Annotated in this window: 13 protein-coding genes and 2 pseudogenes; 12 read left to right on the forward strand and 3 right to left on the reverse strand. The window is 40.1% G+C overall.

Features of this window, described 5'->3' with window-relative positions; all coding sequences use genetic code 11:
• The first annotated feature begins 423 nt into the window (after nucleotides 1-423).
• Nucleotides 424-1,392, forward strand: a complete 969-nt coding sequence (locus WH390_RS15160; protein ID WP_032115191.1) for an IS110 family transposase — start codon at nucleotides 424-426, stop codon at nucleotides 1,390-1,392.
• A gap of 9 nt (nucleotides 1,393-1,401) precedes the next feature.
• On the opposite strand, the gene WH390_RS15165 is transcribed toward WH390_RS15160, so the two are convergent.
• Nucleotides 1,402-1,542 (reverse strand): hypothetical protein, encoded by a 141-nt coding sequence (locus WH390_RS15165; RefSeq protein WP_395971455.1) that lies wholly within the window; start codon nucleotides 1,540-1,542, stop codon nucleotides 1,402-1,404.
• Between the two features lie 147 nt (nucleotides 1,543-1,689).
• Between WH390_RS15165 and relB the strand changes: the two genes are divergently transcribed.
• The 6 genes and pseudogenes from relB to WH390_RS15195 all read left to right on the forward strand — a co-directional run bounded on the left by relB (nucleotide 1,690) and on the right by WH390_RS15195 (nucleotide 7,017).
• Nucleotides 1,690-1,932: a type II toxin-antitoxin system RelB family antitoxin gene (relB, locus tag WH390_RS15170; RefSeq protein ID WP_026824132.1), complete on the forward strand. Its 243-nt coding sequence runs from the start codon at nucleotides 1,690-1,692 to the stop codon at nucleotides 1,930-1,932.
• Nucleotides 1,919-2,182, forward strand: a complete 264-nt coding sequence (locus tag WH390_RS15175; RefSeq protein WP_202962599.1) for a type II toxin-antitoxin system RelE/ParE family toxin — start codon at nucleotides 1,919-1,921, stop codon at nucleotides 2,180-2,182. Before relB ends, WH390_RS15175 begins: the two co-directional genes overlap by 14 nt.
• A gap of 189 nt (nucleotides 2,183-2,371) precedes the next feature.
• Nucleotides 2,372-2,685 (forward strand): annotated as a pseudogene (locus WH390_RS15180) (transposase); the annotation flags it as partial.
• 510 nt (nucleotides 2,686-3,195) lie between these two features.
• Complete coding sequence (locus WH390_RS15185) at nucleotides 3,196-4,194, forward strand: IS110 family transposase (RefSeq protein WP_395971452.1); 999 nt, start codon at nucleotides 3,196-3,198, stop codon at nucleotides 4,192-4,194.
• Nucleotides 4,195-5,137: 943 nt separating this feature from the next.
• On the forward strand, nucleotides 5,138-6,079 hold the full coding sequence (locus WH390_RS15190; RefSeq protein ID WP_395971448.1) for a replication initiator protein A: 942 nt from the start codon (nucleotides 5,138-5,140) through the stop codon (nucleotides 6,077-6,079).
• Nucleotides 6,076-7,017, forward strand: a complete 942-nt coding sequence (locus WH390_RS15195) for an Rpn family recombination-promoting nuclease/putative transposase (RefSeq protein ID WP_395971234.1) — start codon at nucleotides 6,076-6,078, stop codon at nucleotides 7,015-7,017. The genes WH390_RS15190 and WH390_RS15195 overlap by 4 nt, the downstream gene beginning before the upstream one ends.
• 209 nt (nucleotides 7,018-7,226) lie before the next feature.
• Here the strand turns inward: WH390_RS15195 and WH390_RS15200 are convergent, their stop codons facing one another.
• Nucleotides 7,227-9,752: a conjugal transfer protein TraG N-terminal domain-containing protein gene (locus WH390_RS15200; RefSeq protein ID WP_395971236.1), complete on the reverse strand. Its 2,526-nt coding sequence runs from the start codon at nucleotides 9,750-9,752 to the stop codon at nucleotides 7,227-7,229.
• Nucleotides 9,753-9,909: 157 nt separating this feature from the next.
• Between WH390_RS15200 and WH390_RS15205 the strand changes: the two genes are divergently transcribed.
• From WH390_RS15205 to WH390_RS15225, 5 genes and pseudogenes are all read left to right on the forward strand, one after another.
• A protein-coding gene (locus tag WH390_RS15205; protein WP_395971238.1) for an IS3 family transposase occupies nucleotides 9,910-11,068 on the forward strand; the annotation gives its coding sequence in 2 pieces (ribosomal slippage) (nucleotides 9,910-10,184 and nucleotides 10,183-11,068; 1,161 coding nt in all).
• 167 nt (nucleotides 11,069-11,235) lie between these two features.
• Nucleotides 11,236-11,625, forward strand: a complete 390-nt coding sequence (locus WH390_RS15210; RefSeq protein WP_406850730.1) for a hypothetical protein — start codon at nucleotides 11,236-11,238, stop codon at nucleotides 11,623-11,625.
• Nucleotides 11,626-11,730: 105 nt separating this feature from the next.
• Nucleotides 11,731-11,970, forward strand: a complete 240-nt coding sequence (vapB, locus tag WH390_RS15215) for a type II toxin-antitoxin system VapB family antitoxin (protein ID WP_026823397.1) — start codon at nucleotides 11,731-11,733, stop codon at nucleotides 11,968-11,970.
• A pseudogene (locus tag WH390_RS15220) lies at nucleotides 11,963-12,366 on the forward strand (type II toxin-antitoxin system VapC family toxin). The gene vapB and the pseudogene WH390_RS15220 overlap by 8 nt, the downstream one beginning before the upstream one ends.
• Before the next feature lie 334 nt (nucleotides 12,367-12,700).
• The gene (locus tag WH390_RS15225; RefSeq protein WP_395971245.1) at nucleotides 12,701-13,744 is read left to right on the forward strand and encodes a threonine aldolase family protein; all 1,044 of its coding nucleotides are present in this window, start codon (nucleotides 12,701-12,703) and stop codon (nucleotides 13,742-13,744) included.
• A gap of 20 nt (nucleotides 13,745-13,764) precedes the next feature.
• Here the strand turns inward: WH390_RS15225 and WH390_RS15230 are convergent, their stop codons facing one another.
• A complete protein-coding gene (locus tag WH390_RS15230) occupies nucleotides 13,765-15,036 on the reverse strand; it encodes a hypothetical protein (protein WP_395971247.1) in 1,272 nt (423 codons plus the stop codon).
• Between the last annotated feature and the right edge of the window lie 18 nt (nucleotides 15,037-15,054).

Here is a 15,054-nt window from a genome sequence, read left to right on the forward strand (position 1 = left end):
GGCACTTTGGATGTCTTAGATAGAGAAAATGGTGCTACGGGCTTCCTAGGTGGCTTAAAATCAATTTACGGATGATAACGCAAACCCAGTTTTGGCTTTAAGCGACAAAACCTCCTCTAAGCTAACTCTATCCGCTCACCGGAGTCCGAGAGCAAGCGAACGGGCGAGGAAGCGGAATTAACCTAAAATTATAGAATTAAATTCATGGGTTATTTTTAGTTTTTAAGGTTGACTTTCAAGACGGTAACTTGTATCTTGAAATTTGGTTATAATAATAGCGATTAGATTTGGCAAGGTGTATGTAATCCGATTGTCCCTGGGGTTTATAGCCCGTAGCAAAGCGAATGATGCATACACTTAGCCACTCATCTGAAACCCGAACAGTTGTCCGTAATTCATAACGTATTTGCAAGGATGGGTAATATGAGTCAGCTAAATCCAATTTGTGTAGGAATTGATGTTTCTAAAGCTTCATTGGATATTGCAGGCACCAATAACATTGAGCAGTTCAGAGTCAGCAATAACCCTGACGGGTTCGATACCATCATTTATCAACTGAAAAAGAACAACATAGCCTTGATTCTGATGGAAGCTACAGGTGGTCTCGAGGCAGCGATTGCATGCGCTCTTCAGGCTGAAGGTTTTGATGTTGCCGTTATCAATCCCAGGCAAGCCAGAGACTTTGCTCGATCCATGGGCTATCTGGCAAAGACTGATAGAATAGATGCCAGAGTTTTAGCTCAGATGGCTGATGTCATTAACCGCCATCCTGAGCGGTCACGTTTTATCCAGGCTATTCCTGATGCAGAGCGTCAGATTCTTGCTGCTATGGTGGTGCGCAGACGCCAGCTGATTGCAATGCTTGTAGCTGAAAGAAACCGGATGCATCCATCTCACCCGCAAAACAGAAAAAGCATCAGTAACATCATCAATGCACTAGAAAATGAACTTAAACGGATTGACGAGGATATGCATAAGCATATTACTGATCATTTCAACGAGCTTGCAGAGCGGCTAAGTACTATCAAAGGCATTGGTATGATGACTGCTGCTACATTGCTGGCAGAAGTCCCTGAGTTAGGGAAACTCTCGCGCAGGGAGATCAGTGCGCTGGTTGGGGTAGCTCCTGTTAATAGAGACTCGGGAACCATGCGTGGCCGACGAACCATTTTTGGCGGTCGGGCCGGAGTTCGAACCTCTTTGTACATGGCTGCACTGGTTGCAACTCGTTTCAATCCGGTGATAAAAGCATTTTACACACGGCTGGTTGCAGCAGGAAAAGCCAAAAAAGTGGCGCTGGTTGCCTGTATGCGCAAACTGCTGACTATCCTGAATGCGATTCTCAGAAAGAACCAAGAATGGGATGAGTCGTATCATAACGTTGCTCCATAAATATACTGTTCAAGACAGTTGCTTTGCTCTGTGGGCAGTGGTAACCGTAACCGTTGATTCATCTTCACTGTCTACCGTTCGTTTACGTAAAACATCCACTTTCTTTGGTAATGGTGTAAATTTTTCGATGATTTTGATAGATTGCAACATTTCCTGGTCACCACTACAGTCGGTTGCGGCCTACGAAGTGGGAAGCCTTGCCCGATAGGGTGGGGAGCAGTCACTACGAGTCATTGACTTAAATGTTATCACTAACCTATAATGTATTTGCAATGCAATTACATTATAGGTGAGCAAATGGAAAATTTAACCATTAGAATATCCAAACAAGATAAAGAATTGCTGAAAGATTTTGCGGATTTTAACGGTATTTCTGTTTCAAATCTGTTAAGACAGTCAGCGCTTGAACGTATTGAAAATGAAATTGATATCAAGCTTTATCAGCGCGCAAATAAAATCATGAAAGAAATGACTGATGATGATGTTATTAATCATGATGAGCTAATCTCTGATTTAGGTCTTGATGATGTACACAGTTAAATATCATAAAAATATTGTAAAAACTTTAAAAGGAATCAGTAAATCAGACCAATTATTTATTTTATCCTGGATAAATAAAAACCTGATTAATACCAAAAACCCAAGAATTTATGGAAAATCTTTAAATGGAGAAAAAAAAGGTTTATGGCGTTATCGGGTCGGGAATTATCGAATTGTGGTAAATATTCAAGATAAAGAATCAATTATTCTAATAATAGATATTGGTCACAGAAAAGATATTTATCGTTGAGATTGCAAAACAAATGCTCAAAAGTGGCATGGACAGGCAATCGGTGATGAAATTTACGGGTTTAACTGACGCTGCTAACAGGATGCCCCTTGAGGGGCTTTTGTCTATTCTGGTTTTTCGGGTGTAGTGGTCTAATAAAACTGTAGAGATTTATAGCTTATAATTAAGCAAAATCTTATAGGTATAAACATGCCACGAAAAGTAAAAGTGACCTTTAGCGCAAAGCAAAAACTGGAATATGCAAAACTCATGGTTGAAGGTGGATATAGCAATATCCAAGTTGAAAAAATATCCGGTGCGGGTAAATCTGCCGTATCGCGCTGGAAGCAACAATATCTTGCCGAGTTGAATGGGAATACGCCTGTAAAATCAAAAGCGTTAACGCCCGAGCAACAGCGCATACAAGAATTAGAAGCAAAACTTAAGCGTGCTCAGAGGGATAATGACATATTAAAAAAAGCCGCGGCTTACTTCATCCTCGACAATCAAAACTCAAAATCGTGGCGTTGTTTTACAGTTTGATTTATCCCTTAAAGAGAATAAAAACATTATATGACCAAATGGTCGTAAAGTCAATGGTTGGTCGGGATTTTCTTTAATCAATGCACGGATGACCTTATGTCTTTTAAAATCTCACCTAAGCCCCTTTAGCGGTCTTTTACACTTCCAATGTCTTCTTTGCCTGTTTAAAACGGAGAAAAGGCCACTACAGGCTTTCTAGGGGGCTTAAATTTGATTTATAGGTTATGTATTTTGCACTATTAGGGATTTTCATACCTCTATGCCCTGATAAGCATCTAAATCGAAAAAGAATAAGTTCTTGTAACTCTCACCGCTTGTATCTAGGAAATTTAGTAATATCGTTTTGTGGTTAGATTTGGCGCGGTCATGCAGCACGTCTCCACCCAAGGGATTAAAGCCCGTCGGCGAGCAAATAGCGCATGTACCGAGCCTCTCATCTAAAGCCCGAACAGTTGTTTGAATCCACTTCGTATCTGCAAGGAAGGGTAAATATGAGTCAGCCAAATCCAATTCACCCTCAGGTCACTGTTGGTGTTGATGTGTCTAAAGCGACCTTGGATATAGCGATAGGTCAGACTAAATCACCGTTCAGAGTTTCTAACGATTCTAAAGGTTTTGATCTGCTATTGGCTGAATTAGCCAAGCATCCGATCACGTTGGTCATAATGGAAGCTACAGGAGGTTTTGTGGCTGCTGCTGCTTGTGCTCTGCAAGCTGCTGGATTGAGCGTGGTGGTCATTAATCCTCGTCAGGCCCGTGCTTTCGCTCGCACCATGGGGTGTCTAGCAAAAACGGATCGTATCGATGCACAGATGTTAGCCCAGTTGGGTGATGTTGTCGACCGGCATCCAGAGCGTGAACGTTTTATTCGTCCTCTTCCTAAGACTGAAGAACTCATGCTAGCTGCCATGGTCACGCGAAGGCGCCAATTGGTTGAAATGCTGGTTGCCGAACGTAATCGGTTGTCCAGAAGTCACTCTCAAACTCAAAAAAGTATTAACACTATCGTTAAAGCTCTAAACAAGGAACTTGAGCATATCACCGATGAGATGGCTCAGTATATCCAAAAAAACTTCAAAGCAGGTGCAGAGTTGTTAAATAGCGTTAAGGGTATTGGACCTGTAAGTGTAGCGACCTTGCTAGCTGAAGTTCCTGAATTAGGAAAATTATCTCGTAGGGAAATTAGTGCATTGGTTGGTGTTTCGCCTATGAACCGTGATTCAGGTCGCATGCGAGGAAAAAGAACCATTCAAGGTGGTCGGCGGAGGGCGCGTACCACCTTGTACATGGCGACATTAGTGGCCACCCGTTTTAATCAGGTTATCAAGGCATTTTACACTCGATTAGTTCAGGCAGGGAAACCTAAGAAGGTGGCGATTGTTGCTTGCATGAGAAAACTATTAACCATTCTTAATGCGATGATAAGAGATGGAACATTATGGAACAATGATATTGTCGATAAAAACGCTTCTACTGTTAGTCAGGGCTGAAATCATGAAATAACTGGATAGACGGGATTGTGTACACTCACGTCGTTGATAAAAATGATTTATAACTGACAGAAAACGGTAACGAGGCTTATCCTGTTTGAACAGATAAGATCACAGCCTGATAAATCGCCCCGCTCGCCGCAGGAAGTGACCGAGCACCGCGAGCGAACAGACGAGGAAGCGGAATTTCACTAATGGTAAAAAAGGCTCTGTCACTCTGTTGTCTTTCGATTAAAGCTGTAAAGGTTTTATGACATAAGAATTTGTCTTCAAGACAGTTGCTCGCCGCAGTCTTTTGCTGAGGCGTACCGCAGGCGCGTAGCGACGAGGAACGAACAGCAAAAGCGAGGAAGCGGAAGATCACCCAATGCTGATTGAAGCACGTTCACACTGATGTCTGAGATTGGCAGGGAGCGTTTTATCAGGAAAGAGTAAAAATCTGCCATTGGCAGGTCTTCTGGAAGTGAAGTTATCCACAGGTTCAAGGGGGTGAAACTCGGTTAAAAGACTAGTTATGTATAAGTTAAAACAAGTTAGAGGGAAAAAAACGGACGCAAGGATATAATAAATAAGATTTTTTTTCGCCTAGCTATGTGTAAATCACAGTATTTTATGTGTAGATCACAGTACCTGATGTGTAAATCACAGTATTTTTATGTGTAAATCACAGTAGCTATGGTGAGCTATCCACAGAGAAAAAGGAGAGTGTATCTATTGACTTATGTTTAAATCACAGTATTATATGTGTGAATCACAGTGATTTTCTATCGTTTATTGATTTCATCATTATTGCTCGTTCGATTTATCCCGTTTTTTGATGCTTAAGAATATGTGTAAATCACAGATCGAAAATTATTAAGTTATTGAATTTACTAGCCTGTTATGTGCAGCAACACCGAACAGGCTCTAACCACTACCCCTAGCGTAGATAGGAGTTGAGGCTATGGCCGATCATACTGACAAACCGAGAGTAAGCAACTTGAGAACGTTACGTCCCCGTAAGCATGAGATAGATTTTTTTATCGCCGATGAGGTAGAACTTTCCACCTTTCGCGATGAGATGGCGAGTATGGAGCATCCGTTTTTTGCCCTTAAAGGGGGTGATACGAATGATCGGGAATATCGACAAGGAAATGTTAGCCTTACCATAAAACCTCACTCGGCAGGTATAGCGACTGTTTTTGATAAGGATGTTTGGATATATGCGATATCTAAATTGCAGGATGCTCTGAATAACAACGAGCCAATCAGTAGGACTGTCTGTTTCACTCCTTATGATTTTTTTGTCACAACTAATAGGACAATTAGCGGTAGAACTTATCAAGAGTTAGAAAAAGCATTGGATAGGCTATCAGGGACAAGAATTACAACAAATATTACCTATTCTGATGATAAACAGGAATCAACAGGTTTTGGTCTTATCGATAGCTGGCATATAGTTGAAGAAAAAAAAGGCAAGTTGGATATTGGTATGGTAGAGATAACCTTACCTGATTGGCTGTATAAGGCATTGCATAAGAAAAAAGTTTTGAAAATAAGCCCCGATTACTTCCGCATTAGAAAGGCGGTAGATCGACGAATTTATGAGATAGTCCGCAAGCATTGTGGCAACCAAGGGGAGTTTACCATATCTCTTGAAAAACTGCATTTGAAAACAGGAAGCACTGCGAATAAAGCAGAATTTAAAAGAATGTTGAAGAATTTGGCTAAAGCGAATGACTTGCCAGATTACAGTATTCGTTACGATGCTAAAGCGGATATGGTGATTTTTAATAACCGTAATTTAACGCCAGAACAGGAAGAAGATGAGCAGCAACGGGAAAAAGGTAAGCGGGAAATTTATAAGTTAAAAAAATCACTGGCAGAAAAAAGGGCTAGAAATTGAGTAAACTATCCCACCACGACAGCCTGTTTAAGAAATTCCTCGGTGATATCACGATTGCAAGGGACTTTCTGAAAATTCATTTACCTGAAAAACTTCGTCAATTGTGTGATTTTAGTACACTGGCGATGGAGTCCGGCAGCTTTATTGAGCCAGACCTGCGTAGCCAGTGCTCGGATATGCTCTATTCTGTGCAAACGACAACGGGACGGGGTTACATCTATTGTTTATTGGAGCATCAGAGCAGACCGGAAAAGATGATGGCGTTCAGGCTTCTAAGATATGCGGTTGCCGCCATGCAGCGCCATCTTGAGCAGGGCAATGACACCTTACCCGTGTTAATACCGTTGCTGTTTTATCAGGGTAAAACCTCGCCGTATCCCTACAGCACCCAATGGTTGGATTGCTTTGGTGATCCAGAACTGGCAAAGTCTGTCTATATGCAGACGTTCCCACTGGTTGACGTGACGGTTATCCCTGACGAGGAGATTGTCACGCATCGGCATGTTGCGCTGATGGAGCTTGTGATGAAGCATATCCGCACCCGTGATATGCTAGAATTAAGTCAGGAGATAGCGTCCTTGCTCAATCAGTGGGTATTGGAGCCTGAGCTATTTCGAGGATTGATATGTTATATTGTAGAACGAGGAAATACTTCTGATGCAAAGCAATTTTTGTATCAGATTGCGGAGAAAGCGACTGATTATCGGGAGGTGGTAATGACCATTGCAGAGCAGCTACGGCAAGAGGGCGAGAAGCAAGGTATAGAAAAAGGTATCTTGAAAGGCCGTGAAGAAGGTATTCAGCTTGGCGAACAAAAAGGTAGGCAAGAATCCGCCAGAACCATAGCACGCCAACTTTTAGCCAACGGCGTTGATCGGGCGATTGTCAAAATATCGACGGGGCTGTCTGATACTGAGATTAATGCACTGATGGATTAATCGATGGAGCCATTTACACAAAATTCTTTACAGACTTTTTTTTGCTGCATTTACCCTGTGCGCCGTAAATCCCTGTCCTTCAGAGTCTGTCGAAAAAGAGGGATTTATAATAAAAATAATTTAATTTTTTCTTTAAAATCAAAACATTTAAATCATTAAAAACATGATATTACCTCTTTTGCGACAGCCTCTTTGGGGCGGGTAGGATGTCAATTTTTATCTATAAAACTACGCCATCCCTGTACAGCATAAGGGGTTATATCTATACCTGATATGGTTCTTTGATCTGAATTGTGAGGTATTTTATCCCCGCTGCCACCGACAAGCGCATTTGAAGCGTGATTGAATGTAGCCATTCCATCGCCTAGACGCATTGATCTTTGAGTCTGATTTAAGGCAGTGTACACTTGTGCATCAGTACCTGTTCCCCCATTCTCTCTATACACTTTCATAAAACGACTCGCTTGATCGTTTATTGTTTGAATGCCTCCTGCATTTTTTGCTACTGCTCCAAACTCTGCAAAGGAATTGCCTATATTTCGAGCCTGTTCTTGTGTGAGGCTTGAGCCTACTACTGAACGGTCTGTTATTTTGCTCAATTCATGTTGATCGGTTGCTTTAATGTTTTCGTAATCTCCCGTAATATTTTTCATTCCATTCGTAATGCCTGTTCCAAGCTGCGTGAGTGATTCAGAGGTATTTACAGTAGAATGTGTTAGTGCTTCTGCACTTTTCGCATTTCGGTCGGAATAAAACATTGCGGTTTGACCGTGTTCTTCTGCTGGAGAGAATTTATCTTTCAAATTTTCAAAGTGTTGTTGAGTTAGACTCCCGTAATATAGGTCGGTTTCATTTTTAGCAAAATCTTTTTGATTTATGCCTTTTTGGTCTATGGAAGAACCATTATTATTTACGTCTGCTACACGCGCTGGTATTCCCCTGTTAACTTCTCCTTCTACTCCGTTTGCAAGATTTGCGTTTTCTTGTACTTTTGATGAAGACAAACCTTCGGTATTGACACTAGGACCAAACAAATCATTTGCATAAGGAGCTAAAGTACCATTGTCATTAGCTGCATACAGAATCGCTGCTTGTTCTGCGTCTGAACGACTCATTGCGGTTGACAACTGTTGTGCATATTGCTGTTTCGATTTTTGGTATTCTTGATTTCCCAAGTTTTTATTATCAATACTGGTGAGTGTATCTTGATTATTTTCTGCCAAATAAGCCACTTGAGAAGGCTTAAAGGTTTGTTGTGTACCAATAGAATTATTGAGTGAGACTGCTTCATTGTAGGCTTTTTGTGCTGATTGTAATTCTGTAAGTGCGTCCTGATAACCATTGGTTCTTGAATGCGAACCACTGACTTGACCTTGTTTATTATATTGATAACCATCGGATAGAGAAGCAGATAGTTGATTCGCATTAACTAAACTATCTCCTGTTTTCTTAGATATTTGATCTCCCGTGTTAATTTTTGTTGCATCAGTTTTTGAATTTGCTACAGAACTACCTATGCTCACTGCACTCGCAATTGAGCCTGAGACAGGATATTTCCCGCCACCGCCTTTGTTCGGTGTTGATGTCGAAACTTGCCCCCCCACAGATGCAGAGATTGTTCCAGTTGAGTTTGTTGACAATGTTTTATTATGTTCCGCCCCGCCAGACTCTAGTTTTGTAACTCCCACATCCTGATTGTGTGTATGAGTATCACCCAAAGTAAAATTAGAACCTTGGTTTATACCACCTGTTTCTGATAATCCCGTGCCGACATTTACGTTACTGCCACTTACCGCATTAAACTGTTTTTGTGCATTTTCGAGTCTTTGTCTTGATGATTGAAGATTGGATGATAGTGTCTTGCCAATATTTAAACTCGGTCCTGTTTGGTCTGTCCCTGTCATGGCTGATACAGCATTAAAGGCTGAATGTGATGATAGAGAAGACGTGGTGTTAATTGGTGCTGCATCGGTAGCTGCTGGAGCTAAAGGTGCTGAGTCTGGTGCGCTTGTGGATGATAAGCCACTTGTCAGCCCCATAAACGCATAGGACGAGCCAAAGACAACGAAAGCCCCCAATACAGGTACAGAAGCCATCAGATGCCCTGCTAGAGCGATATTTTTTTGCGTCACATCCAAGATATGATATAGGTCATTGAATGTGTTTATGCCAGACGACAACACGGATAAATCGGATTGGGTTTTCGTCAGTAAAATGGCGTTCATAATTGCCATTAGCGGTTGCCACGTTTGAACCCACAGCAAAACCAAAATGTATTTTAAGGTTAAGCCTATCCCCATCATTCCAAACGCCAGCGCAAACGCCACAAACGGTACTAATCCGTACACCGCAGCTTGCACAAATGATTGAAGATACTGTACCCAAATTAAGAAACTCGATCCCTCAGAAGCCCACTTAAACGATTGTTGTATTTGCGATTGATTCTTGGCAACCGCAGCATAATAGTGATAGGCGTTTTCATTCACCGTACTCGGCATATTCACCATATACGGGTACATCAACAACATTGTTTGGAATTGTCGTAAGTCAGTTCCCGAATTACTGTAAAACAGTAATGTTTTTTGCATACTATCTTCGGCAAAGGCAGGTGTACATCGGTCTTTCGAGGTTACAGCGTTTTGATTACATCTCCTATTATAGGAGTTACGAACATTCATTATTCCGTCTGCTAACGAATTTTTCTCCCTTGTCACCAAAGATTTAATAGCTTTCATAGCCTCTCTACACGTTACTTCCATTGTACCTGTAGTACCGTCAGCTTTTGGTAATAGTATTTTGCGGTTTGGACTCTGTGCAAATTCATCTGTAGTGGTCTAATAAAACTGTAGAGATTTATAGCTTATAATTAAGCAAAATCTTATAGGTATAAACATGCCACGAAAAGTAAAAGTGACCTTTAGCGCAAAGCAAAAACTGGAATATGCAAAACTCATGGTTGAAGGTGGATATAGCAATATCCAAGTTGAAAAAATATCCGGTGCGGGTAAATCTGCCGTATCGCGCTGGAAGCAACAATATCTTGCCGAGTTGAATGGGAATACGCCTGTAAAATCAAAAGCGTTAACGCCCGAGCAACAGCGCATACAAGAATTAGAAGCAAAACTTAAGCGTGCTCAGAGGGATAATGACATATTAAAAAAGCCGCGGCTTACTTCATCCTCGACAATCAAAACTCAAAATCGTGAAGCAAATGAAAATTATGTACCCCAATTTTACGGTCACTGAGTTATGCCATCTTTTTGAAGTAAGCAGTAGTAGTTTTTATTATGAAACGAAAATACCGACAGTTGAAAATGAAAGGCTGTGTGGCGAAATCAAACGTATTTTTTATACATCGGGCCAAACTTATGGCAAAAGACGTATCCAAGCTGAGTTAAAGGGTTTAGGGTGCCAGATTGGCACTTATAAAATATCAAACATCATGAAATTAAATCAATTAGTTGCAATTAGACCAACGAAAAAGCATTACTATCCCTCATCGGGTAACGAACATCGATATGCCCCTAATTTGCTTAAACGACAATTTTCCCCTCAACAGCATAATCACTATTATGTCGGTGATATCACGTATATTAGATATCACTATGGGTGGAGCTATTTAGCTTGCGTGTTAGATTTAGCCACCAAAGAAGTTATTGGTTATGCCTTATCAACAAAACCGGATACGAAATTAGTGAAAGAAGCCTTAGATAACGCCATTGAACGGCAATTACCGGATACGACAAGTTTGATGTTCCATTCAGATCAAGGTTGCCAATATTCATCGGAGGAGTTTAGGGCGCACCTCTTTGAACGGAAAATAACTCAAAGCATGAGTCGGCGAGGTAATTGCCTCGATAATGCCGTGATGGAAAGATTTTTTAGGAGTTTAAAGACAGAAAAGCTTAACCATTTATCGTTTATGAATCATCAATCTGTTGTCTATGAAGTTGAAAATTACATTCAGTTTTATAATTATTATCGACGCCATTCAACGATTGGTTATTTAACGCCACATCAAAAATATCATGAACTAAAGAATGCCGCTTAGATCTTCTACAGAATTTGTTGACCATTACACATGTTGCTGGAAGAAAAAATGCAGGATGTATTGCAAGCCAAAACGCCAGAAGAACTGGAAAAGGTATTAGATACTGCCGAACAGCAGATTGAAGAAGACATTCGTTATTTGAACGCCACAAAGACCAATTAATTCACATGAAAATGAAAAAGACAAAATTAATTCTGCTTTTCATTCCCCTTTGCGCTGGCATCGGGTCAGCAACTGTAGAAGACTATTCACAAAAACAAGGTACAAAGGGGTATACCTACAAGGATTTGACCGCCTACAAGCAAAGCTGCCCTGAATGTATGAGCGTAGTAAACGACATCATTCAGATCCGCAGTCGGGTATGCGGTCAAACCCTGAGTCCAGACGATGTAATTGTGACTGACGCACTCTATGGATATCTGAACAGCGTCAAGCACATGGTCGGTACGAGTGTTTACAGCAGGGTGTTACGGCTAGTGGGTGCAGAAAACGATTGCGGTAACTCCGAAAATTGGGCTAATAAAGTGCAGAAAAAAATAGAGCTAATACTTAATTAAGGGGGGCTGTATGAAAAAATATTCTATCGTTTGTCTGCTCTTGCGTGTATCTTAATGCTTGCTATACACTGATGCCATATAGCAAACATTAGGAGGATGTGAACTATGATCCAGCAAGGTAAAGTTTTTATGAGCAATCGAACTCAAAATGTTCGACTGCCAGCAGACACACGTTTTCCTGATGATGTTAAAGACGTTATTGTTCGAGTGAAGGGTAAAGAACGCATCATTTCTCCTGTACAAAACGCATGGGATAGTTTTTTCTTATCAGAGCAGTCTGTAACGGATGATTTTTTATCAAACAGAACTGAACAGATAACAAGCGAAAGAGAATCCTTTGATTAAATATTTACTCGATACAAATATCGTTATATTTACGATTAAACGGAAACCCGTATCGCTATTGCCTAAATTCAATCAACATACTAATCAACTGGCTATATCTGCGATAACGTTTGCAGAGCTAATTTTTGGTGCTGAAAAAAGTATGAACTCTGTTAAAAATTTAGCAACAGTTAATGACTTTGTTTCTCGATTAACCGTTTTACCTTATGACGAACAAGCTGCATTTCATTACGGTGATATAAAGGCTAATCTTGAAAAAAAGGAAAACCCATTTGTGACAATGACTTACATATAGCCGCTCATGCCAGAAGCAAAGGGCTTGTTGTAGTAACAAACAACACTAGAGAGTTTGAAAGATTTGAGGGGTTAAGAATCGAAGACTGGACACAATTATAAGAGATGTTACGTAGAGCCAACATCATCAGTATTTTTGTTTGAAATCGGTTTTTTATAGCTAGGCGACTTTAAAATGATTACAATAAATTGCTCTATATCAGTAAATTTATATTGGATAAAACATATATTTTTGTAATCAAAATAATGTCGACTAGCTATAAAAAGATACGCCGACAATAAAAAAGAATTTATATACAATTTCAAAAGGGACGGGCACAATAATTCTATAATGATAAATATCTACCTCACAGATTAATTGAGGGGGCACTGACTTCAATACAAAAAAATATTAACCAATGTCAATTCTCTGATTTAATATTATCGAGGGGTAGAAATGAAAATTGATCTTTTCAGCGATACTAACTTTGGTCCTACATCGGCAATGAGAAAAGCCATGTATAGGGCAGAGGTAGGTAATGAAGTTGCGGGGGAAGACCCTACGGTTAATCTTTTAATAGAGCGCGTGTGTCATTTATTGGGTAAGGAAGCCGGTGTTTTTATGCCATCTGGCACTATGTCTAATGGGGTAGCCTACCGTGTATGGTGTGACCGCGCAGGTGATCGGATTTTCTTTGACCAGTATGCTCATGCGGCTAACTTGGTATCAGGGTTGCCAGCGGGATTAGTAAGTGCAACACCAATAGGTATTGAATGTGATAAAGGTATTTTTAGTGTACGACAATTAGAGTTAGCTATTGGCAAACTAAAAGGCTATAACATTCCTCGCGAACGCGTGGTTTCTATTGAACAAACCACTAATCTAGGTGGGGGCGCTGTTTGGCCTGTATCAAGCTTATGCGTTATTCACCAGGTTGCTCAAAAACATGGGATGGCGGTTCATATGGATGGTGCACGATTATTTAATGCGGTTGTCTCTTCAACGATCTCTGCCCAAGAGTTCTGTCGTTACACGGATTCTGTTTGGGTAGATTTTTCAAAAGGACTCGGTGCTCCAATGGGAGCCGTATTGTGTGGAAGCAAAGATTTTATTGATAAGGCTTGGTACTACAAATTTCAACAGGGAGGCACAATGCATCAGGTCGGTATTTTAGCCGCTGGTTGCCTTTATGCATTGGATAATAATATAGAACGTTTAGCTGATGATCACGAAAATGCTAAATTGCTGGCGATGTCATTAGCAGGACATTCACATATTGAGATCAATCCTGAAGACATAGAAACTAACATTGTTATTTTTCAGTTATATGGCACTTCACGTACAGCGTATCAGCTTGTTAATGCTCTGATTAAAAAAGGGATCCGTTTATTAGCGTTAAATGATAAGAAAGTTAGAGCGATTGTTCACCAAGGCATCACTCAAAATAATATTTACACGGTCAGTTCTGCTATTCAACGTTTCTTAGATAAACATAGTTAATGAGTATACTGCATACCCAGTTAACTTTTAAAGGTAAAGTGAACATCTTTTATAGAAAACTCTTGCATAAGACTTTGAACGTCTTTGAATACCTTTTCCGGCTCCACGTTATTAAGTAGAATATCTACCATCCATTGACCCACTTTTTTAATTTCATTTGTTGAAAAACCTAAACGCGTCATTGCATTTGTGCCTAATCTTAGCCCCCAACTATTAACAAAAGGTAAACTGGCAGGGTAGACACGTATTCCTGCATTGTGCAGCTTAGCACAGGCTTGCCATGCCTGTTGTTCAGTACCAATGGTAACCCATACTTGATGGGTTTCTGTAAACCCAAATTGTTTTCCTGCAACACTTAAACCGGATGAATCTAATAGATTCGCTAAATATTTTGCATGTAGGCAAGTTGTTTGAGCATAGTCTTTTCCATACAGTTTCATTTCTTCTAAAGTAGCCGCTAATGCTAATACCTCTGATGTCCCGCAGTTAGATTGCAACCCTGGGGATAAGGCGTGGTTTATATTTTTTTTGATATTTTCATTGCATGAGATAGGAAATCCTATGATGCCTTTTTGTGGACCAGGAAAAGTCTTATGGGTACTTCCATGGATGATATCCACACCTTGTGTGATTGGATTGATTAATTGTTTACCAACAATAAGGCCTAAGGTGTGGGAAATATCATAAGTGATCACGGTATCAGAAAAGCTGTTTTTTACCCTTTCCACGAAATACTTGAGGGGTTGTTGGCATAAAATAAAGCTTTGACTTAGGATAATTAATTTTTTGGAAGGCTTCTTTTTCCAAACTTTCCGCATGATTTTTATTGTATTATCGACATCTATTTGATATTTTTGCTTATCAAAACAAATTGGCGTTAATACAATTCCTATTTTTTTACAGATAAAATTTAATCCAAAATGTCCTCCATCTTTTTCTTGTACGTAAAAAACGTGGTCGTTACTATCTCCCAATCCGGTTAATACAGCTATTTCGGCTGCTTGCCCTCCTTTAGCGCGGGTATCTAAAGTAGGACAGGATAATAAACTCTCACTCAATTGATTAATATGGTTTGTGATATTTTGAAGGTAAATCGTATTAGAAAAGGACCATGGGCCTACAATGACCCCTCCAGAAGGGGGAAAATCATAAAAATCATAACTCGGATGTAAGCCGATGATTTTTTTAATCATTGGGCTGGTATAATTTTCTGAGGCGTTTAAGTTTATCGTATTATTACGCCAATCCGCTTCTTGGTTTAATAAGAATGTTAATTCTTTACTTAACTGCATGGTATTACCCTTATCCTC

Origin of the sequence: Candidatus Arsenophonus nilaparvatae (genome assembly GCF_045346035.1) — a bacterium.
Taxonomy (GTDB): Bacteria; Pseudomonadota; Gammaproteobacteria; order Enterobacterales; family Enterobacteriaceae; genus Arsenophonus; species Arsenophonus nilaparvatae.

Bases quoted from the DNA above. Each gene is read 5' to 3' on its own strand.
- WH390_RS15175 (WP_202962599.1), top strand. From the start codon at position 1,919: ATGTACACAGTTAAATATCATAAAAATATTGTAAAAACTTTAAAAGGA.
- WH390_RS15190 (WP_395971448.1), top strand. From the start codon at position 5,138: ATGGCCGATCATACTGACAAACCGAGAGTAAGCAACTTGAGAACGTTA.
- WH390_RS15165 (WP_395971455.1), bottom strand. From the start codon at position 1,542: ATGTTGCAATCTATCAAAATCATCGAAAAATTTACACCATTACCAAAG.
- WH390_RS15230 (WP_395971247.1), bottom strand. From the start codon at position 15,036: ATGCAGTTAAGTAAAGAATTAACATTCTTATTAAACCAAGAAGCGGAT.
- WH390_RS15160 (WP_032115191.1), top strand. From the start codon at position 424: ATGAGTCAGCTAAATCCAATTTGTGTAGGAATTGATGTTTCTAAAGCT.
- WH390_RS15225 (WP_395971245.1), top strand. From the start codon at position 12,701: ATGAAAATTGATCTTTTCAGCGATACTAACTTTGGTCCTACATCGGCA.
- WH390_RS15200 (WP_395971236.1), bottom strand. From the start codon at position 9,752: ATGAAAGCTATTAAATCTTTGGTGACAAGGGAGAAAAATTCGTTAGCA.
- relB (WP_026824132.1), top strand. From the start codon at position 1,690: ATGGAAAATTTAACCATTAGAATATCCAAACAAGATAAAGAATTGCTG.
- WH390_RS15210 (WP_406850730.1), top strand. From the start codon at position 11,236: ATGAAAATGAAAAAGACAAAATTAATTCTGCTTTTCATTCCCCTTTGC.
- WH390_RS15185 (WP_395971452.1), top strand. From the start codon at position 3,196: ATGAGTCAGCCAAATCCAATTCACCCTCAGGTCACTGTTGGTGTTGAT.
- vapB (WP_026823397.1), top strand. From the start codon at position 11,731: ATGATCCAGCAAGGTAAAGTTTTTATGAGCAATCGAACTCAAAATGTT.